The organism is Spirosoma agri, from assembly GCF_010747415.1.
GTDB lineage: Bacteria > Bacteroidota > Bacteroidia > Cytophagales > Spirosomataceae > Spirosoma > Spirosoma agri.
Genome location: NZ_JAAGNZ010000001.1, coordinates 2,670,203 through 2,690,651, shown reverse-complemented (window position 1 = coordinate 2,690,651; position 20,449 = coordinate 2,670,203). Strand labels below are relative to the sequence as shown.

18 protein-coding genes, 1 tRNA gene and 1 pseudogene are annotated in these 20,449 nt (G+C 49.3%); 16 read left to right on the top strand and 4 right to left on the bottom strand.

Annotation, left to right across the window (positions count from 1 at the left end; genetic code table 11):
• The first annotated feature begins 297 nt into the window (after window positions 1–297).
• From GK091_RS11115 to GK091_RS30055, 13 genes and pseudogenes are all read left to right on the top strand, one after another.
• Window positions 298–627 (top strand): LytTR family DNA-binding domain-containing protein, encoded by a 330-nt coding sequence (locus GK091_RS11115; protein ID WP_164037411.1) that lies wholly within the window; start codon window positions 298–300, stop codon window positions 625–627.
• A gap of 156 nt (window positions 628–783) precedes the next feature.
• Window positions 784–4,905, top strand: coding sequence for a hybrid sensor histidine kinase/response regulator (locus GK091_RS11110; RefSeq protein ID WP_246202198.1), 4,122 nt, complete (start codon window positions 784–786; stop codon window positions 4,903–4,905).
• 414 nt (window positions 4,906–5,319) lie between these two features.
• A complete protein-coding gene (locus GK091_RS11105) occupies window positions 5,320–5,649 on the top strand; it encodes a LytTR family DNA-binding domain-containing protein (protein WP_164037404.1) in 330 nt (109 codons plus the stop codon).
• Window positions 5,650–5,961: 312 nt separating this feature from the next.
• Window positions 5,962–6,417 (top strand): hypothetical protein, encoded by a 456-nt coding sequence (locus GK091_RS11100; protein WP_164037401.1) that lies wholly within the window; start codon window positions 5,962–5,964, stop codon window positions 6,415–6,417.
• Window positions 6,418–6,454: 37 nt separating this feature from the next.
• Complete coding sequence (locus GK091_RS11095) at window positions 6,455–7,333, top strand: alpha/beta fold hydrolase (RefSeq protein ID WP_164037398.1); 879 nt, start codon at window positions 6,455–6,457, stop codon at window positions 7,331–7,333.
• Between the two features lie 46 nt (window positions 7,334–7,379).
• Window positions 7,380–8,690 (top strand): MFS transporter, encoded by a 1,311-nt coding sequence (locus tag GK091_RS11090; protein WP_164037395.1) that lies wholly within the window; start codon window positions 7,380–7,382, stop codon window positions 8,688–8,690.
• A gap of 54 nt (window positions 8,691–8,744) precedes the next feature.
• Window positions 8,745–8,819, top strand: a tRNA-Val gene (locus GK091_RS11085).
• Window positions 8,820–8,942: 123 nt separating this feature from the next.
• Window positions 8,943–9,170, top strand: a complete 228-nt coding sequence (locus GK091_RS30065) for a transposase (RefSeq protein WP_164037393.1) — start codon at window positions 8,943–8,945, stop codon at window positions 9,168–9,170.
• 322 nt (window positions 9,171–9,492) lie between these two features.
• Window positions 9,493–10,524, top strand: a pseudogene (locus GK091_RS29570) (IS110 family transposase).
• A gap of 31 nt (window positions 10,525–10,555) precedes the next feature.
• On the top strand, window positions 10,556–10,777 hold the full coding sequence (locus GK091_RS30060; protein ID WP_164037390.1) for an IS3 family transposase: 222 nt from the start codon (window positions 10,556–10,558) through the stop codon (window positions 10,775–10,777).
• Window positions 10,778–11,350: 573 nt separating this feature from the next.
• Complete coding sequence (locus GK091_RS11065) at window positions 11,351–12,523, top strand: pepsin/retropepsin-like aspartic protease family protein (RefSeq protein ID WP_164037387.1); 1,173 nt, start codon at window positions 11,351–11,353, stop codon at window positions 12,521–12,523.
• Window positions 12,524–12,946: 423 nt separating this feature from the next.
• On the top strand, window positions 12,947–13,813 hold the full coding sequence (locus tag GK091_RS11060; protein ID WP_164037384.1) for an SDR family oxidoreductase: 867 nt from the start codon (window positions 12,947–12,949) through the stop codon (window positions 13,811–13,813).
• A 479-nt stretch (window positions 13,814–14,292) separates the two neighbouring features.
• Window positions 14,293–14,685 (top strand): DUF6624 domain-containing protein, encoded by a 393-nt coding sequence (locus GK091_RS30055; protein ID WP_394351865.1) that lies wholly within the window; start codon window positions 14,293–14,295, stop codon window positions 14,683–14,685.
• 845 nt (window positions 14,686–15,530) lie between these two features.
• Here the strand turns inward: GK091_RS30055 and GK091_RS11055 are convergent.
• The 3 genes from GK091_RS11055 to GK091_RS11045 form a co-directional block, all read right to left on the bottom strand.
• A complete protein-coding gene (locus tag GK091_RS11055) occupies window positions 15,531–16,154 on the bottom strand; it encodes a hypothetical protein (protein ID WP_164037381.1) in 624 nt (207 codons plus the stop codon).
• Window positions 16,155–16,841: 687 nt separating this feature from the next.
• The gene (locus GK091_RS11050) at window positions 16,842–17,240 is read right to left on the bottom strand and encodes a VOC family protein (RefSeq protein WP_246202196.1); all 399 of its coding nucleotides are present in this window, start codon (window positions 17,238–17,240) and stop codon (window positions 16,842–16,844) included.
• Between the two features lie 291 nt (window positions 17,241–17,531).
• The gene (locus GK091_RS11045) at window positions 17,532–18,911 is read right to left on the bottom strand and encodes a hypothetical protein (RefSeq protein ID WP_164037379.1); all 1,380 of its coding nucleotides are present in this window, start codon (window positions 18,909–18,911) and stop codon (window positions 17,532–17,534) included.
• Between the two features lie 184 nt (window positions 18,912–19,095).
• Here GK091_RS11045 and GK091_RS11040 point away from each other — a divergent pair, with 184 nt between their 5' ends.
• The 3 genes from GK091_RS11040 to GK091_RS11030 all read left to right on the top strand — a co-directional run bounded on the left by GK091_RS11040 (window position 19,096) and on the right by GK091_RS11030 (window position 19,934).
• Window positions 19,096–19,266, top strand: a complete 171-nt coding sequence (locus GK091_RS11040) for a hypothetical protein (protein WP_164037376.1) — start codon at window positions 19,096–19,098, stop codon at window positions 19,264–19,266.
• Between the two features lie 260 nt (window positions 19,267–19,526).
• On the top strand, window positions 19,527–19,673 hold the full coding sequence (locus tag GK091_RS11035) for a hypothetical protein (protein WP_164037374.1): 147 nt from the start codon (window positions 19,527–19,529) through the stop codon (window positions 19,671–19,673).
• Window positions 19,674–19,934 (top strand): RNA-binding protein, encoded by a 261-nt coding sequence (locus GK091_RS11030; RefSeq protein WP_164037369.1) that lies wholly within the window; start codon window positions 19,674–19,676, stop codon window positions 19,932–19,934.
• Between the two features lie 149 nt (window positions 19,935–20,083).
• On the opposite strand, the gene GK091_RS11025 is transcribed toward GK091_RS11030, so the two are convergent.
• Window positions 20,084–20,323 carry a hypothetical protein gene (locus tag GK091_RS11025; RefSeq protein ID WP_164037366.1) on the bottom strand — a complete coding sequence of 80 codons (240 nt, stop codon included), beginning with the start codon at window positions 20,321–20,323 and terminating at the stop codon, window positions 20,084–20,086.
• Window positions 20,324–20,449: the final 126 nt, after the last annotated feature.

Genomic DNA, 20,449 nt, shown 5'->3' with positions numbered 1-20,449 from the left:
TGATGTAGGACGGGCGCATCAGTTTCAGGTTGACCAATCCCGCTGAATCACAACCTGGATTTAGTCATACGCTGTGGTAGAGAAAGCTGAGACGCAGTAATCCAAATCGTTCTAATGATTCGGATTACCGTAACGATGTCACCAAATTGGCGATTTAAGTTCAAGTTGAATTTCTTACGCATAATGGAGTATTTGTGGATCATACTTACATATACTTATAATCTTTTTCGATCAATCCGTTTTTTTCGTAGAAAACTAGTCGTTATTTTGCGGTATCCTCACCAAAATGAATCATGAATGAAAGCTAGTCCTGGGGCAGGGGTACGCCACAACTTAGACACCGATCAGATCATTGCCATCACTGCCGATATCAACTACAGTTACGTTTACATGCTCAATGGTGATTGCCTGCATCGTAGTCGAACCCTGAAGTGGTATCTTGATCGGTGGCCTCACCTGCTTCGTATCCACAAAAACGCCCTGATCAATATTGACTATGTGCAATCCTATAGTCTCACGGGTGGCAAACAACCGGTGGGCTTCGTAGTCATGAAAAACAATCTTCGTCTGGAAGTGTCCCGCCGGAATATCAAAGCAGTCGGGCAGGTGCTGGGCAACGATGAGTGAACTCCCCTACTGGTCAATTACGTATCGCTGCGCCGGAACGTGAACGAACGGCAGTCAACCAGTCTTCCAAAAACTACTAATTGACGCGAGATCAATTTTGTCGTATACTCGCAAATGGTAAACGAATACAGTAGCCGTAGACGCCTTTTTTCCCCATTGGTTACCCTTCTTACCTTGTTCCGTTTTTGCCAGTCAGGACGCGCCAATCATGGCCGGGACGCGGGCAGAAACGGGTCTTATCTACGGTATTCCGTTTTCTCGTTCGTTGCGCTGAGTCTGCTTGTTGGCGGGTCAGGAGTGTCTGCCCAAACGTCCGGTCTTCGATTTACCCATCTATCCACGAAGGATGGACTCTCCCATAATTCGGTAAATGCCATACTACAGGATAGCGAAGGCTTCATGTGGTTCGCGACCAACGACGGTCTGAACAAATATGATGGCTACAGTTTTACGGTCCATCACCCCAATTCGACCACGCTAACTACCAGTTTTCACAGCAATCGGGTAGCGGGCCTTTGCGAAGACCGGTCCCATCGGCTGTGGGCGGTAACGGAAGGAAGTGGTCTGTATGAAGTAGAGAAAAAGACCGGACGGATGATTCCGCATCCAATCCGTTCGGTAAACGCCCACCGGTGGAACAACCAGCTGTCCGTTTACGAGGATAGTCAGGGTATGCTTTGGCTCAGTACCTACGACGGACTGGCCCGCTACGACCCCGCTGCTCATCAGTTCGTCCTCTATCCGTCACCGCATCGGGAAATGCCCATCAAAAGCGTTTTTGAGGACCCGTCGCATCGGCTGTGGATCGCTACGTCGAAGGGCTTGTATCTGTTTAACCGGCAGTCGGGTCAGTACGCACTCGTTCCCGTTTCAGACGGTTCGGGCCAACAGCCAGTCTTTGTTTCCTTTTATCTGGATACCACGCAGACGCTCTGGCTGGGCACCGTCGGCAATGGCCTGTATCAGATAGACCTGCGCAAGCCAACGCTACGCCTGATGCCGTACAATCCGGGTGGATCGGTTAATCGGTACGTCTATCTGAACACGGTACGGAATGATGGACGGGGCGGTGTATGGCTTGGTACGACGGATGGACTGCAACGCGTCGATCCGATACTGAAGCAGGTTCTGACGTATAGACCCAGTAGTGAAGAGGCTAACGGATTAAGCAGTGTGAACATCCAGGCGGTCTACACCGATCGGAACGGTACGCTGTGGATAGGTACCGACAATGGAATCGATGAGCAGGCATCGAATCGGAAGGCGTTCAGCATTTATCAGGTAAGGTCGAGTGTCGGGTCCGCCAATTTTCCGGAAAATAAAGTAAACACGATCCTTGTCGATCAGCAGAACCGGCTCTGGCTCAGCAACCAGCATACGGTATACCGAACCGATGCCGCCCGAAAGCGAACGACGGCGGTACCGGCTCAGCTACTGGGCAACACGAGCACGCATACGAACTACTTTTTTTCGTTACTACCCGACTCATCGGGCATCTGGCTCAGTACCTGGGATGGTCTCTATCGGTACGACGCGAAGACCGATCGCTTTACCGGGTATGTCTCTACAATTCCGGGCGTATTGGTCAGCCGCGCACCCGATGGCAAGCTCTGGATCGGCGGGGATGGGACCACCGACAGTGGCATTGCTTCGTTCGATCCGCGAACGCACCACTACACCTACTACAAGCACGACCCGGCCAATAAGAACGGGCTTCCCGACAAATTCGTGTACGCGCTGCTGGCCAGTCGAACGGGCGATATCTGGATAGCCATCAATGGGAAGGGCATCAGTCGGCTAAATCCGAAAACGTCGCGCTTTACCCACTACGAAGCCGGGCTGAAGGCCGGGCAGCTAAACACGAACGAGGTGCTTACGTTTTATGAGGACCGGCAGGGTATTATCTGGGCGGGCACCAACCAGGGCGGCCTGAATCGCTTCGACCCGAAAACGGGCCAGTTCACTCACCTGACAACGCAGGACGGCCTGCCGAGCAATCGCGTCGTGGGCATCACGGGCGATCAATCCGGGAATTTGTGGGTGAGCACCAACAAAGGGCTGTGTCGCCTGGATCAGCGGACGAACGAGATCCGACACTACGACAGTAACGCCGGGATTCCGAGTAACGATTTTCTGGAGAATGCGGTCTTCACCCAGCCGGATCGACTTTATTTCGGCAGTCTCAATGGACTCGTTTCCTTCAATCCGGATAGTATTCAGGACAATATCAAGTCGTTTCCGGTCGCGATCACGGATTTCAAAGTCATGAACCAGAGTCGACCCCTGACGGACTCGGTCATGACACTGGCCCACGATGAGAATTTTTTGTCCTTCGAGTTTGCCGCGCTGACGTATACCGTTCCCCAGCTAAGCCGGTATATGTACCGGCTCGTTGGCGTCGATAAAACCTGGATTCCGGGCGGCACCCGCCATTTTGCCAACTACACAAATTTAGCGCCGGGCACGTACGCGTTTCAGGTCAAAGCCTCCACCGGCGACGGGGTCTGGAGTAAACGGAATGCATCGATTCACCTGACCATCCGACCGCCCTGGTGGGCAACCTATTGGGCCTACGGGCTCTATACACTGCTGTTTGGGGGTGGCATCGTTGGTTTTCTACGCGTCCAGACCAACCGGATACGACAGCGGCAGGAGATCGATCTCCGACGCCGGGAAGCGGAGCAATTGAAGGCTGTCGATGAAGTGAAAAGCCGTTTTTTCTCCAACATCACGCACGAGTTTCGAACGCCTTTATCGCTGATCATTTCCCCGGTCGAGACCCTGTTGCGGGACAGTGCCCTCCATCCGCCCATTCGCCAGACGCTGTCGTTGGTGAATCGCAACGCGCTGCACTTGTTACGGCTGATCAACCAATTGCTGGATCTGGCCCGGCTCGAAGCCGCCAGTATGCCCGTCACGCTGATGTACGGCCAGCTGGACGATTTTGTGCAGCAGATCACCGACTCCTTTGAATCGATCACGATCCAGAAAGGAGTTACTCTTTCGTATACCCGAGAAAACCTGCCGGCCTACAGCCAGTTTGACGCCGATAAATGGGAAAAGATTCTGGTGAACCTGGTATCGAATGCCATCAAGTTCACGCCAGCCGGTGGCACAGTCTTGGTCGATCTCCGGCCAGCGCACCCATCGCCAGTCAGTGAGTCAACGGCGATTCAGCTCGTAGTTTCCGATACGGGAACGGGCATTTCACCCGAAGCCCTCCCCCACATCTTCAACCGTTTCTACCAGGTAGACACGTCGTCTACCCGCGCATTCGAGGGCACGGGCATCGGACTGGCGCTTGTGAAAGAACTTACCGAACTGATTGGCGGGACCATTGCGGTCGAGAGTCAGGTCGGGCGTGGCACCACGTTTACGCTCCAGCTGCCGGTATTCCCCACGACAGAAAACGAAGCGGATGGTCGCCCGGTGTCGCCCAAGCTAATGCCGCTGGTGTCCGATTTGAGCGTTGACCTCGCAGCGGTTCAACTGGATCATCCGATCGAGGCCGTTCCAGTCGATCGTTCGTCGGCTCCGCTTGTTTTGCTGGTGGAAGATAACCACGACCTGATGGCTTTTCTGGCCAACGAATTAGCGATCTCGTATCGGGTGATCAGCGCGTCGAATGGCGAGGAAGGCTGGCGGTTGGCGCAGGAAGAATTACCCGACATCATCATTTCGGATGTGATGATGCCAATCATGGATGGACTCGAACTGACCCGCCTGATCAGGAACACCCCCGAAACCGACCACATCGCGGTACTCCTGCTAACGGCAAAAGCGTCGCTGACCAGTCGCATGGATGGGCTGGAACTGGGTGCCGACGATTACCTGAGCAAACCCTTCCACGTTGCCGAGCTTCAGCTGCGCCTGCGCAACCTGATCAGTCGGCAGCAGAAACTGAGTGAACAATACCGACAGCAACTCACGCAGCCCGATCAACCCGCCTTATCGGACGGTCAACCGAACCCGTTTCTGGACCGCATCTACGCCCTGCTGGATTCCCACCTGACCGATCCCATCCTGACGGTCGACTGGCTGGCCGATCAACTGTCAATGAGCCGCAAGACGCTCTACCGGAAAATTGACAGCCTAACTGGGTTAGCCCCTAATGAGCTCATCCGTCAGTACCGGCTTCGCAAAGCCGTTGACTTTTTACAAGCGGGTCATAACGTTACGGAGACGGCCTACCTGGTCGGCTTCAAGACAGCGTCGCACTTCACTACCGTTTTTAAAGACCACTACAAAAAGACACCCAGCGAATTCTTCCCGAACTAGGTTGTCGGTGCCCGCACCCTGCCCCACCATCAAGTTACCGTATCTGCGGCTAGGCTAACTTACCATAGCTATAGAGGGACCATTCAGCCAGCGTGGCCTAAACATTCGGCAAAAAACAGAGCTGATGTCCCAAATCCGATATAAACTGTCCCGAATTGACACGTTCGATTTGGCCGACTTCAATACTTTTGAGCCGTTGACAAGGGGAACTTCCCGAGGCAACGCTAGAGCCCGATCAGTTGGTGAAACCATTACTTTGACTCGCTTTCTGTTTTCATCCACACGTTTCCTTACCAGGCTTTCTCCATCCTGAACGGGCTCTATTTTACTCCCAGCTATCCTGAAACGTAACGGGCCACAAGAGCGAATCGACACGCGGCCGACGATCCCTATTCACATTAAGTTAACCCGTTCATGCAAGCGAATCCCGGCGCCGGAGCGCGCCATCAACTCGATCCGGAGACGGTCATCGCCATTACCGCCGACAGTAATTACAGTTATATTTATACGACGAAGGGCGAACGATTATACGTTAGCAGAACCCTGCGCTGGCACAACCAGCGATGGCCTGCGTTTCTTCGCATCCATAAACATGCGCTCGTCAATCCCGATTTTATTCAGCGATACTCACTGAGCAACACCAGAAATGCGTTCGGTCATGTCATTATGGAAACGAATCTTCGTCTGGAGGTGTCTCGACGGCGGGTCAGGTTGGTTAAAACGTTCCTGGAGAATCTGGACTAAACGCGCTTCCCGATTTGTGATAGCTAGCCAATCTATACTTGGCGTAGTCTATTCCTGTGCACAGGGACCGGTAGCTGTTTGCCGGTCCTTTTCTATATCGACCCTGCTGATCATGAAGACTCTTCAGCCTGTCCCGTATGCTCACGAATCGGGCGATTGACCTGATCCCCTCGCCTTTCTTCGCTGAATAACTATGTTTTTTCACTAAAACTAGTGAATTTTAAGGCATCAGGCCGTTAAGCGGATAAACGAATTGGGCAATCCGACTCGTTCTCATCATCACTGCTGGCCATTTTTCGCTCGTACTTCCTTATGAAACACCTTCGTATTTTCGTTTTCCTTTTAGTCGTATCGGTTAGTCTGTTGAATTGCAAAAAAGACAATGGCGACACACCCGCGCCAACAGCGGCCTCACAAACGGAACTGCTGGTTGCCAACAAATGGCTGCTTAGCCGCGTTGCCAACACGAACGATCAAACCATTGGGGTTGGGCAGATGAGCGCAACAACGCTGCTGCTTTTCGAACTCGATATGCAGTTCAGGGATGACAACACCGTACGAGCGATCAACCACAAAACGAGTCAGGTTATTAATGGCGGGACCTGGAAACTGGCCGCCGACAATCTATCGATGGATGTGGACGTCAATGGGTTTAAAGGAAATTTCCCGATTGTCACGTTGACCCGCACAAAACTTACCCTCCGCCAGCGTGCTCCGGTTAGTGGTGTGGAGTCGGATATCAATCTGGAATTTACGCCATCGCTCTAACGGACAGGACGAATGGCAATCATTCCGTCAAACGTATATGCCAGTTCTCCGATTTGAAACCGAGCCGGGTTTCTTTCTAACGGCTGACGCGGAAGGCGATCCAACTAAACCACCGGTCTTGTTACTGCATGGTGGCGGCCAAACGCGCCACTCGTGGGGAGACACGGCGCTCGTGCTGGCCGATGCCGGTTGGTACGCCGTTGCCCTCGACGCTCGCGGACACGGTGATAGCGACTGGTCAGCCGAAAGCCAGTACGGCCTTGATTTCTTAGCCCGTGATCTACGGGCTGTCATTGCCCGGTTTGATCAAAAACCGGCGCTCGTTGGTGCCTCTATGGGGGGCATGACAGCCCTGATTGCGGAAGGCGAACGTCCCGCCGACAGCGACCCGATTTGTACGGCCATTGTGCTCGTCGATATTGCTCCCCGTGCTGAACAGAAAGGGATCGAGCGAATTTTTGCCTTCATGAGTCGTAATCTGGATGGATTTGTTAGTCTGGATGAAGCCGCCGAAGCCGTTGCGTCGTATCTCCCCAACCGCACCCGCCCATCCGACCACAGTCGTCTTGCAAAAAATCTCCGTTTCCGGCAAGGTCGCTATTATTGGCATTGGGATCCCAACATGCTGCACCTGTGGCGGCAACAGACGGGTCCGGATCAACAGAACCGAAACGAAGCGCGGCTTTACCGGGCAGCGGGTTCACTGACTGTCCCGACGCTGATCGTTCGTGGTGGCATCAGTGATGTTGTAAGCGAGAAAATTATGGCTGAATTTCTGGACCTGGTTCCCCACGTAAAAAGCGTAAGCGTTGCCAATGCAGGACACATGGTCGCCGGTGATTCCAATCATGCATTCAGCAAAGCCGTCATCGAGTTTTTAACGCATGAATTAGTGAATGCGCGTTCGACCGGATAATTTACGGCCATTCCTGCTAGCAAGTCATTCAATCACGCACTGCGCCATGAAAAACGTGCCCCGCACCCTGACCGCCTGGACTATTTATGACTGGGCAAACTCGGTGCATTCGCTGGTCATTGTGTCCAGTATTTTTCCGGTTTATTTCTCGGCAACGGCCCTCAACGAAACGGGTGGGCCGGTTATCGACTTTCTGGGCATATCGATCAAAAATTCGGTCTTGTTCTCCTACACAGTTTCGGCGGCTTTCCTGTTCACAGCCCTATTGTCGCCAGTCTGTTCAGCTATCGCCGATTACAGCGGACGCAAGAAGACGTTTATGAAGTTCTTCTGTTATACAGGAGCCATCAGCTGTAGTCTGCTCTATTTTTTCACGCAGGAGACCACCACATTTGCGGTTATTTGCTTCTGGCTGAGTCTGATCGGCTGGAGTGGCAGTATTGTCTTCTACAACTCCTATCTGCCCGACATTGCCACCGAAGACCAGTTTGACCGGGTTAGTGCGCGGGGGTTTTCGATGGGGTATATCGGTAGTGTTGCGCTGATGATCATCAATCTGCTGGTCATTCTTAAAGGCGAATGGTTTGGCAACATTTCCGAAGCCATGGCTTCCCGGATTGCGTTCTTAACGGTTGGCCTGTGGTGGATCGGATTCGCTCAGATTCCGTTCAGCCGCCTGCCCGATGGTAGCAGGAAGGCAACGAAGGGCGGTAATTACCTGTTGAATGGCTTTAAAGAGCTTCGTCACGTATGGACCGAGCTACAGGATCGGCCACTCGCCAAACGATTCCTGATCGCCTTTTTCGTGTATAACATGGGCGTTCAGACGGTAATGTACGTAGCAACCATTTTCGGCAGTGACGAGCTAAAATTGCCCGGCCAGAGCCTGATCATTACCATTCTGCTTATTCAGCTGGTCGCCATTCCAGGCGCTTACGGATTCTCGCGTCTGTCGGAACGGCTGGGGAATACCTACGCCCTGATGATAGCCGTTGTGATCTGGATTGGGATTTGTGCCTGTGCCTATTTCGTCCAGACCGAGTCGCAGTTTTTCGCCCTGGCCGCGGTTGTCGGGCTGGTCATGGGCGGCATTCAATCCTTGTCGCGCTCCACCTATTCCAAACTGATTCCGGCCACCAACGACACCGCTTCGTATTTCAGCTTTTATGACGTGACCGAGAAATTGTCCATTGTGCTGGGCACACTTTTATACGGCCTTATCGAGCAACTGACGGGTAGCATGCGGAATAGTATTCTGGCTTTGTTGATCCTGTTCATTGTAGGCTTTGTGCTGCTGTGGCGTATTCCATCACAAAAAATTTACGGTGTTCGTTTGGAGAACGCAGAAGTTTCGTAAGTTTGTGGCCCGGTACGACGTATCGCCCAGCTAATCACCATTAGCTGGTTTCAAAGGAGGTTAGCTCAGTTGGTTCAGAGCGCTGCTTTGACAGAGCAGAGGTCAGCGGTTCGAGCCCGCTACTTCCTACTAAAAGCCCCAAATCACGCTGATTTGGGGCTTTTGCGCGTTTTACTGTATGTAAATAAGTTAATATTGGACCTGTTACATTTTACTGAACATTAAGTTAAGTGTGATCTAACTTAGTATACGATGAAAATCAGCAGAAGACAGTATGACGAGGAGTTTAAACGGATGGCCGTAGAACTCTCCCTAGTCAAAGGTTCACTCAAAATTATCGCTGAAGAAATCGGTATTACTCCACAGATCCTAACCAGATGGCGCAGAGAACGCTTACTCACTCAAGCTAATGCCAGTGGACGGGTTGGGATCAGCCAAGAGCAGCAAACACCCAACGGTTTTACAGAGTATGAGCGGTAAAGGCAACTGCCGCGTCGGCCTTTAGATTTGAGCCGTTGTACGATTCCAAGATGAGTCGTGTAACTTGATGCCACTCACAAAGCGTGAGCGACCAACCCCAGCAGAGATACCTTAACGCGTCGGCAAGGTTCGCGACCTATGGACCGAACGGTCCGCCGTCGCGGTAAAGACTCTGCTGGGATTTATTAGACGTTGTCTTCAATTAGAAATGCGGGTTGGAGGCCCATGAGCAAGGTATTGAAGGTGTCTAAGTGTTGGCCTACTCAGTTGTTTTTACCCCGTAAAGTTATGCAATTCGACTGCGCCGGCAGCCCGGTACTTCATTGGCGTGGATGTGTCAAAAGCCACACTTGATTTCGCAGTGGCCAAGGCCAATCAAATCCTTTTTCATCAACAGGTCAGTAACGATAAAAAGGGCATCACTGAGTTCCTCAAAGTATTGCGTCAGCAAACTAAAGCAACAATCAGCCAGTGTCTGTTTTGCCTGGAATTTACAGGCATCTATAATAACCCGTTGCTAAAAGCTCTCCACCAGCTTTCAGCTTCCATCTGGATTGAGCGGGCAGTTCACATCCAGGAAAGCATTGGACTCACTCGAGGTAAAACGGACCTGATTGATGCCAAGCGAATTGCCCTATTTGCTTACAAAAACCGCGATGAGGCCCGTCTGTGGACACCACCACGCCCTGTTATTGCTCAGTTAGATCGGTTAACTGCTCAGCGGGCCCGCCTGGTCAAGGTGATCAAAATATTGCAGACCCCTTTAACCGACTCGGAGGGTTTCATTAATAAAGCCGATCGCAGAGCCAATCAACAGGCCTGTGCAGGCTCCTTAAAATCGCTTAAAGCCGACCTTAAATCAGTAGATAAATCAATCACTGAATTAGTAAAGCAAGATCCTGAGCTGAACCGACTTTTCGAGCGGGTTACTTCGGTAGTAGGCATTAGCCAGACGACGGCTGCTGAGATCATCGTCACAACGAATGAACGGTCCGCCGTTGCGGTTCAAAGCGATTAGTGATCCAAAAAAGTTTGCCTGCTATGCGGGGGTAGTTCCCTTTGAACGCAGCTCTGGCATGCGTAGGGGTCGTCCGCAAGTGAGTCATCGAGCGAATAAAAAAGCGGCCACCGCGTGGTAAAGTCTTTGCTGCACATGGGTGCGATGTCAGCGGTTCAGCATTGTAAGCAACTCAAAACCTACTATGACAGAAAAGTAAGTGAGGGCAAGAACAAAATGTTGGTGCTCAATAACGTCCGTAACAAGATCGTCCTGCGTATTTTCGTCCCGGCGGGGAACCGCTGTGTTCGGGAAGATCGAAATTATAACGAAAACTTTTCTTTCACCTTTGTTTAAATCATAGAAATCGGTCCGATGGGATAATGCGGTGGCAGAAATTTTCGCGTCGGCGGTCCGATTCAAGACGCTGAAGTCAGCGCTGGACTATTTGCAGACTTTTCAAAGCCGAGTAGTAGCTAAGCAGGCATTCTATGAATACGTGGAAATATGCGGGGCCGCCCGGCGGTATAATCGGCAACGAAGGCATTCAGCGCTGGGTCATCTTTCCCCTTTTGAATACTACAGTGGGCAACTCCATCAAGTTGCTTAAAGATTTGTCCCGGGGACCGCGTCCAGTGTTTTGTTGCAAGTCCATTAGCGCCACATCCAGATTCTGCGGACAAAACTTTTCTGTGCTAAGAGAAGTAAGGGGGGCCTTGCTTCTCTTAGTATACTGAATTAATTTTTAGGACTTAAACGATCGCGCTGCATCGCTCCGCCCGTGGTGACCATCCCCGGCTAAGCCGACCGTTAGGCCAGTCACCTCTCTGTTAGGTTCTGGCCTAACGGTCTCAAAACATGCTCCCAAGTGAGACGAGGGAATGATTTGCTTATCTATCATTCAGGCCTTCGATGATACGGATTATTGATTACATTCTCCCGGCTATTCAATTCTCCGAGCAAAATCGAATAGATGGGATAGCGGCAGAATAGGCAAACTTAAAGCCCCAAAAAATTTCCCATCCACTAGTCATTTGAAAACAACTATTCGCTAATGCCTCACATAAGATTAGGGGCAGTACAGCGGTTATAAATTTTATATAGCTTCTATTCGCTTATTTTGGGGCAACGTACCTGCTACAAGACAACGTTGTTAGGTGACATTTTAAAAACCCTTATCTGTATGAAGGCAATTTTGACTTTGATTATTGCACTAAACTCTTGTGTCTGCTTTTCTCAAAAGGCAATACAAATTATTAGGGCGCATTCTAATAAAGCAACTATCTACGTTCGATACAATCAATCTAATTCAGTTTATAGATGGCACATCAACCCTAAAGTAAAATTAGATGTGTTTACAGTTGGTAAACTGAACAAAGCAACAAGGGTGACATTTAAAACGGATATTGATTCACTCATTTTTAAAATCAAACCCGGTCAGAAGAAGGATTTTATTGTTCTGCTTAATGACAAAGATTCTTGTATTACTCAAGTTCAGACTATTGCAACAAAGAATTTAGCTAAACTCTCGCCTGAAATTCATGATTCGATTCCCTTCTTTGTCAATAAGTATAACACTAATTTTTTAAAGGCCATCTTCGACCGCACTGATTCTCTTCTACTTAATTTCGATACAGGTGCGACCGACGTAGCGCTTACCAATGATGCGTTGAAGAGTAAATTTAGATCTAGGCCAAAGCTTTACAATACTGATTATACCTTGCAAATCGGTAGCAAACTTTATAAAAGTAAAGTTCATGACATAGAAATGGCAGGCTACGAGACGGATGGACTATTGGGATGGAACAACTTTGATGGCATGATCGTAGAGCTTAATTATGACGAAAATAAACTGATTGTCCATTCTAAAATACCTAAACAAATCCTACAGGACAAGGATTACGAGACATTTAAAATGCGCTATTTCGACAATAAGCCTTTTATAGAAAGTGAACTTCAGCAACGTGGAATTAAAAATAAAAACTGGTTTCTTTTTGATTTAGGGTATACAAGAACGATTATGCTCGACAGTGATTTATTAAACGAAGCGCACTTTCCTACCAGTGATATGAAAGAGCTTAATAAAGTAGTCATGCATGGAGTTAGCGGTAATGAAATTCCTGTTATTACTTCTAATTTAGAAATATTAAAAGTTGGAAATTTCAAATTGGAAAATGTTCCTGTTCAAGTCTTGAAAAACGTTAATCCACTACGCGGACTTAATATACATATCTTAGGAAACGATATTCTAAAAAGGTTTAATACGGTTTTAGATTTCCAAAAAGATGTAGTTTATCTAAAACCCAACAAACTTTACCATGCCGATTTTGCCGACCAAAAGAAAAGCGGCAACTAAGATTGGTTTGACAAAAAGTAACGTTGATTACCGGTATTTGCGCTCCGTGTGGTTCAGCTACTGCTGACAGGCGGCACGCCTGTAGGCAACGTTGCGAAGGGCAACCCGATTCCTTCAACTACTACATGGTCCGTTGACTTTTGGCCACTTGACTATTAAAACTAATTATCCCAGTTAACACGCCATTCTGAGACGAAACCACTGTTACGGACCTGCTTATTGACTGGGGCCTTTTTTAGTAACTGTCAACTACCATACGGCTCAAGACTCTCGTCGACAGGAACCGAATTGATGAGTCATTTCGGATGCGACACGCTTAAAATGTCATCGTATCGCTGAAAGATAGCCTGACTTCATAACATTCTGCTTAGACAAGGTGATAAGTTAATCGAGTAACAACCAAAAAATAAAATTAACCACCTTATGCAACAACCTGATTATCCTCAAGCGGATGAACTCCAGAGTGAAGTACAACCCTTTCCCGCTATACAGGCTAAAATGACCCCCGAGCCGGTCAGTGACTTAGCGACTTATCAGCCAGCGGGTAAGCTTAAAGGCAAAGTGGCCATCATTACCGGTGGAGACTCCGGTATCGGACGGGCGGTCGCCATTGCTTTTGCCAAAGAGGGGGCAAACATTGTCATTACCTATCTGGCCGAAGAAGAAGTCGATGCCCAAGAGACCAAGCGATTGGCCGAGGCTTTCGGCGGACAGTGTGTAACCCTAGCCTCCGACGTTCGTAGCAAAACCAACTGTCAGCAGGTCGTTGAGCAGACGATTGCCCGGTTCGGTCAGCTGAATATACTGGTCAACAACGCGGCTTATCAGCATATGGTTGCCAACATTGAGGACATTACCGAAGAGCAACTCAAGCGTACGTTCGAAACAAATATCTACGGTTATTTTTTCATGGTGCAGGCCGCCCTGGCTCACCTCAAAGAAAATGACGCCATCATCAATACAGGCAGTATCGTGGGAAAGATGGGCCAGCCTAAATTGGTAGATTATGCTTCCACCAAAGGCGCCATTCATGCGTTTACCATGTCGCTGGCTACTCAGTTAGGCGAGAAGAAAATACGGGTCAATGCCGTATTGCCAGGACCAATTTATACCCCATTTCTACCGGGGGCGGGTATGGGCCCAGATGGGGTTGTCGAAGCGGCCAGCAAAACCATTCTCCAACGGCCCGGTCAGCCCGAAGAGTTGGCACCGGCTTACGTTTTGTTAGCCTCGAGCGATGGTTCATACATCACCGGTAGCCTACTGGACGTGAACGGCGGCAACGCCTGATTTTAGTTTGTCGGCGACGCGCACGAATTGATCAGTGCGCGTCGCCGATAATGCGATAATGACCCGTTCATGTCCAGCGGAATGACTCTCTCAACTGTACCGCCTTGGACCTTGTACTGACTTCGGCGCGACCTGCGTCCGGAGTACAATGCAGCGTTGCATCACACCCTCAAAAATAGGCAAGCCATCCTACCCCGCCATGCGAGCGGCTTTTAGTGCTTATCAGTGTGGGCAATTGACGTTGGCTAAAACCTCATTGATCAGTCGGTTATTATTGACAACAGCATTGCTGAGGAGACGTGGATCGACTACCAGTCCGCTCCGGAGTTCAACCTTGTTCGTTCTTCTTCCATGAAGGAGTTGGTGCAGGGGGTATTTGCCAGGAAAGATGACCAACTCGGCATCAATTCATCCTTTATAAGCGATTTATACGACGGACCAACAACCTCGCTCTCGGGTCGATTCGGTGATGCGCGATTATGGGCAGAACTCCCCTCAATGGCAACATCTCTGGCGGAGCATCTACCCAGGTAGACTCTGTTAATTTGCGGAAGGTTGAACAACTCATTGAGCAATACGGATATCCCGGCAGGAACTTGGTCGGGGCTACGCTAGGCAACACCGCTTGGCTGATTATCCAGCACTCTGCCGCAGTGATTCAGGAGAAGCACTTACCCATTCTTCAACGGGCGGCTGACCAAGGAGAAATGCAAAAAACTAACATAGCGCTGTTGATTGATCGGATTCGGGTGTACAAAAGGCAGAAACAGCTATACTGTACGCAAGTAAAAATGGAGACTAATGGTCAGCGATCCTTTGATGCGATTGAGGATGAGAGAAATGTAAATAAACGCCGGGCAGAGGTGGGCTGAGGCCCTTTGGAAGAGTATGCTAAACAATTTGGGTTTGAGTACAAGCCCATTGGCAACTAGTAACTGGACGTTAATAAATATTCTCTCAAAAGGCTCCTATCTGAGACGAGGTGATCTTTAACTATCTACTTCATAAATGGGGCGTTAAAAGAGATTTTGGGTGATGTATGATGGCAATAATTTCAGGAAGCTTGTTATTATTATTGCGAAATAGATTTCTTTACTATTAAGAGGCCAATTTACCTAACTAGAAGCAAAAAACACGAAACTATTATCAATTAATAATAGTTTCGAAAAATCGCACCCAACACTATATTGAGTGTAAACAAAACAAGTATATAATTGCCAGCGTTCTTGCGACAAGCCTCACTTGACTGATAGACAATCTTTCAGTTTTGCATTTCCAACTCCAGTCGACACTACAAAACACCAGTATTGGTTAGCTTAATAAGGCAGGCAAGTTGCGTTAAACACGAGAATCGTGTTTGTTCAGCCAGCTAGTCTTAACGCTTAAATTTGCTCTAGAATTTACAACTTAGCGTATCGAATTGAGATCGACTGGTGGGTATTTGTTTGTGCCGGTGCATTAGCCATTAGCATGGCCCTGTTGACAATTAGTTTTCAGAGTGTCAAAGCCGCCCTAATAAATCCCGTGAAGTCACTACGAAGCGACTAGCATTACAAATCAGCTCTTCCGCAACGGCAGATCGTGGTTTGGGTACCTTTTTTAAATCGCATCCAATGAGCTCGTTCATCGTTCGATTTAACGCAGGTAGGCTATACCAAACTGGTAAGTAAAAAACCTTACACGTGGGCTGAGTGCCAGATCTTACACCATCTCATCATCAAAACCGATAGCCCAGGGTCAACCCAAAGCGGGGAGTAAAACCTTTCCGGCTCATCTGTTCGGGCAGGACTGCCTTCAGAGGGGGACCGCTGGTCGGTAGTTGATAGTGAAGTCCCAAAAACAAATCGACCACTACTCGCCGTGTGCTTGTCTGCACGCCAGCCATCGCGCCGGGCATCCAGACGTAAAGCTGCTGGATAGCCCTGACTAACCCACCGCTCGGGTCTCGAATAATAGTACCCTGGTTGTCGAACTGATAGTCGTCGAGCGTGAGCCCGGAATAGCGACCGTATACCCCGGCGTAAAAGCCAGTGGGGGATAAAGGACGCCGAGGGAAATAATGCCGGTATTCCAACGTAACCCGCTTATAGTAAAATAATCTCGACAAGGGATTGTTGGCGTTGTGATATTCATACGTTTCCGAACCGAAGCCCACCCCACCCACCAGCGAGGCACGTTTGGTCAGCATCCGTTCATAAAACACAGATACGTCGCCGACAATAAGACTCAGTGGGTTAATTTTGATACTATTAGTTCGGGTGGCTGCTGAGTCTGCCGTTGACTGGGCATAGGCCCTACACAGGCTGATGGTACTAAGTAGAACAAACAAGGATAGTTTCATTGCGAAATTCGGGTGTCGGTTATGGCCTGTCACCTACAAACTGACATCCGCTATTTTTTACTGCCGTTGCCTGTTCTGCCATTGCCAGCCTGAGAGCTTCGTACCGGTTGACAATAGTACCAGTTTTTGAGCGTGCAGCAACATTAATATTCTTTAATATCAGCTCTATCCGTTGCGGGTGTTAAACCAGCGCCGACTGCGTTCTGATGCGCGTTGAACGAGCAGGAATAAGTTTAGGGAAATGCCTATTGCTAGTTGGTCGAAGGTGAATCCGTCTGGAAATGGGCGCTCGTCTGCCCTCCTGGTCGATTTACAGGGTGGATCAAAAAGGGAAGTAGCCATTCTCGGTTTCGGCTGAGGCTTAGCCGTCTAACGAATAAGCCCGGTTACTGTAATTGAAAAAAGCGTTTTGTACGCCTATTCAGGTGCGATCGATATTATCATGTACCCAACTAGCAGCACTTGACCGGGGAAGTCTATTTTTCTTGGCGTACGAGCCGGTCTTTGTTCATGGACCGTACTGCTGGCTTAACAGGAATTGATCAATACCGGCCACAGTTGACAAAAAATATACATAAGAAACATTCATATGCTAGATATTTCTTCAAAGGCTCTTCCTGAGACGAAGCTGAATTTGGCTGTCCATAACTAAGCATTCATATAATGGGTTCAATAGGAGTTGGGACACTATCCATCAAACTTCTTAAGGGCTTCCAGTGTAATTGGCGTAAAAAAGTTCACCAGATTGCCCTCTGGATCTCGGAACAGCAATGAACGATTACCCCACGGCATGGTAGTCGGCTTCTGAATGATCAGGTCACCTAAAATGTCGACTAATTTTTGATACTCGCCATCAACATCCTCTACCCGGAATTCGATAATGGCGGAGTGGTTACTGGCGGCCTTGGCGATATGGTCTCCTCCGAACAGTTGCAAGGTGCGTGTGCTGCCGATGGCTAAAGTAGCCGAAGGGGTCTGTAGTTCGGCGAAATCATCGGTATACTGAATCACGGGTAGGCCAGTAATCTGCTCGTAGAACCGAACGAGGGGTTTATATAGTTGCAGTAATAATGCGAACGGAGGCAAAAATCATGGCGCTTGTGCGTTTGTTTTAGATCACACAAAATAAAGTACGTCTACTGACAGCTGTACGTCAGCAGAGTTCTGCCTAGTACTAGTGTATTATCCGTCTCTTTAAAGGCTCTGTTTACAAAGCTCCGTGCAAATGGCGGCCAGTCAGACGCGAAGGCGTATCGTTCGCCGTGGCACTTCAGCCAAGGGTCCCGACACGGTCGTGCTAGGTCGACCGAGCGAGGGAACCGCGAATAGCATTGCGGCACAACCCCGCACCTTTTCCCCGGAGCGACCCTAGCTTAGTCAAAAAAACCGACAGGAAAGCCCCAGCCGGCAACTGAAATTAGGGCCCAGAAATTCGTTGCCGCCTACCCAACCCGCACTTTTTGCGGCAAAGTCAAGATAGGGAAATATCGTTTTGTGGAGCCTGACATCTAGCCGGCCGCCTAGTAATCCCAGAAATTCTGAGTTGGACGTGGTGAACTGCTGGTCAACGGGTTGCAGGCCTAGCAAGACTCTGGGCGAAAAAAGCCAGGTTCGGTTGGTTGACCCGATCGGAAAATCGATTAATTCGACTTCCACCGCTGGAAAATAATGGCTAAAATTAGTGTAATTATGCACCGTGAAAACGGCATTGATGTCTTTAAATGGGCCCTCTTTACGGAGAAAAATTTTTAGCGCAGTATCGTTGCCGAACGACGTCAACCAGTGTTGCATGGCAATATTTCCGGATAAACTCGAGCTAATGTTGATGCGTCTGACGCCGACCATCATGGGCGAAAGCACATTGAGCCATTGCAGATTACCCTGTTTTTTTAGGTACGCCAGCTCGTCAGCCGTTAAATCCGTTGTTTTACGGTAACGATTGATGCCGTTCCCCAGGGGATGGATACCCCGATCGGTATAGGATTCTGTCGGTCGGAAAAGATCATAAACCCAGGCTGTGAAGTCAAGGCCGGTAAAATCACGGGTTCGTATGTCCGGCTCGTTGGCATTTAATTCATCCGTCAGTCGGTCGACTTGTTTAGGGTCGGAGCTTGTCTTCACATACAGGATGGAATTGAGCACGGATAACCAATACTGGAACTCATGCGGCCGATTTTGCTTATAAAAAAAGTTGTGGCGCTGTAACCGTTCCACCAATAGATATTGCCCTTCGATGCCCGCAACGGGCAATCGAATAAAATCAGCCGGACTTTCGGCTTTGAAGCGGACCAGGTCCTCGTCCCGAACCCGACTCACGCTGACCGTTTCAGCCCCTAACGGAAACTTGTTCATATCGTTACTACTATTGGTGTGATGGCGGGTTAGTACGGCTCGGTGGTATTCTTCGTGCAGCCAGCCATCGCCCCCGGGGGCATAAGAGAGGATATAGTCGGTTGCAAAGACGGCTACGACCAACGCGATGGTCCGAAGTGATTTGTTGCCAATGGGTTCAACGGCTTTTTGTAGGCCAACGTGCGCGGACGCATACAAATTAGTCGCCAATGCCAGCGATTGCTGCATGCTGGGGTTGGCATACGCTTTAAAGAAACTCCCAGTAGTTCTGCGGGCATCTAGTTGGTAGGGATAGTCCAGCAACGGAACGTCCAGCTTTAAGGCGGGTGTTCGTGGGGATATCCTCTTGATGATTACTACTGAATCAGCTTGCGGATAGACCTCAAGTGATAGAAAAAGTAACAAGAAAACACAAAAAGTAGATTTCTTACGTCGATAAATAGGGTTTCTCATGGCTGGAACGGTGACGGTAAACGGGTGAGATGTATACCTGTGTAACCCTCGAAATCGTATACTGTGCTAGGGTTTTCTCATAAAACGCGAAATGGACTAAACAACGCAAGCATGGCTGAGGCACAAAACTAGAAAAATGAACTATTTCCACTTTGTCATCGCGCTGCTGTTGGTTCATTCGGTTTGTGGTCCATCCGCATTGCCGCTCATCAAGGCAAACTCGACTACTGTAGCGATCAACGATGGGGAGCATTTGAAAAAAATGCCTGGTCGCTTTCGCCCCGCGCCAAGCCCGATGTGTATATAGCCGACTGAGCCAAGAAACCAAAACGGGTCACATTTTACCGATATCGACTCCATCAGTGTAAACCTAAAACCCGGTACCTCGTTCGATTTCATCCTTTTGCTCCATGAAAAGGATTCGTGTTATACTCGGATTAGCAGTTCAAAGTTGGTGTGTAGCCCGCTCAAACAAGCCCCAAACGGGCATGACACTCTTCCCTTTATCCTCACCAAAGACAATGCATCCACGTAACAAGCATCGTAAACAACCGAGACACGCTGAACTTGCATTTCGATTTGGGATTAATTGATTTTCGGCTGACAAAAACCGCTGTTTTGGGTAAAACAAACCTGTTGGCCAACCAACCCGATGCGTTGGCGGGTAAAACGAAGCCCGATTTTAACCACCCAGAGAAAATAAATACGCTGTAAATGGGTGGTCTGATTTGGGATAATCCCACGGTGGGCGTGGCCAGCAATGCTGCACAGGACATGAACGGGCGATTTGGCTGGCGGGTGTTCGATGGCAGATTCGTTGAAATCGACTACGATAAAAGTCGGCTCATTGTTCATGCCCGGCTCCCCAAACGACGACAAGGGTATGTGCAATCGGACATCAAGTTTATTCAATCGTCATTGGCTCCCATAGCGTTGTTTCTGGCCTTTTCTGATTGCCATTCGGTCTTGGAGTAGGGCAAAACTGGATCTCTTTAAGGCTCCCTGTTTGACGGCTTTGCTCATCAGGGGATGAATTTTTCTTGAGCGGCCAAGTTGGCATGCTGAATCACCATAAACAAAGTGCGATTGTCATCCGAGCCCACTCTTGTACTGCTCAACCAACCTTAGCGGGTCAGTATCCGATCCATGTCACTAAAGTTCAACGAATACGTCTGTTTCATGTGCCGAACCAGCGTTTTCATTTGGTGGGAATCACCTCTAAATTTGGCAGCTACCTCCCCCATCTGATTGCGGTCGTATTGGTCGGCCTGCTCAATACGGATCACCACCGTCGTCAGGGAATCCGATTCAGTCTTGGCAAGATACTTTTCATGTTTGGTGGTGTCGGCTCGGGGCTGGTCCATAGTGGCGCTTTGCCCAACACAAGCAAGCGAAAAGAACATCAGAACAGGCGTAGTCTTTAAGCCGTGTCTCAAGCAGTTATCGTGTCAAGTAGCTTGGGTGAGCTGGCTTGATTAGGGTTCCTTTTC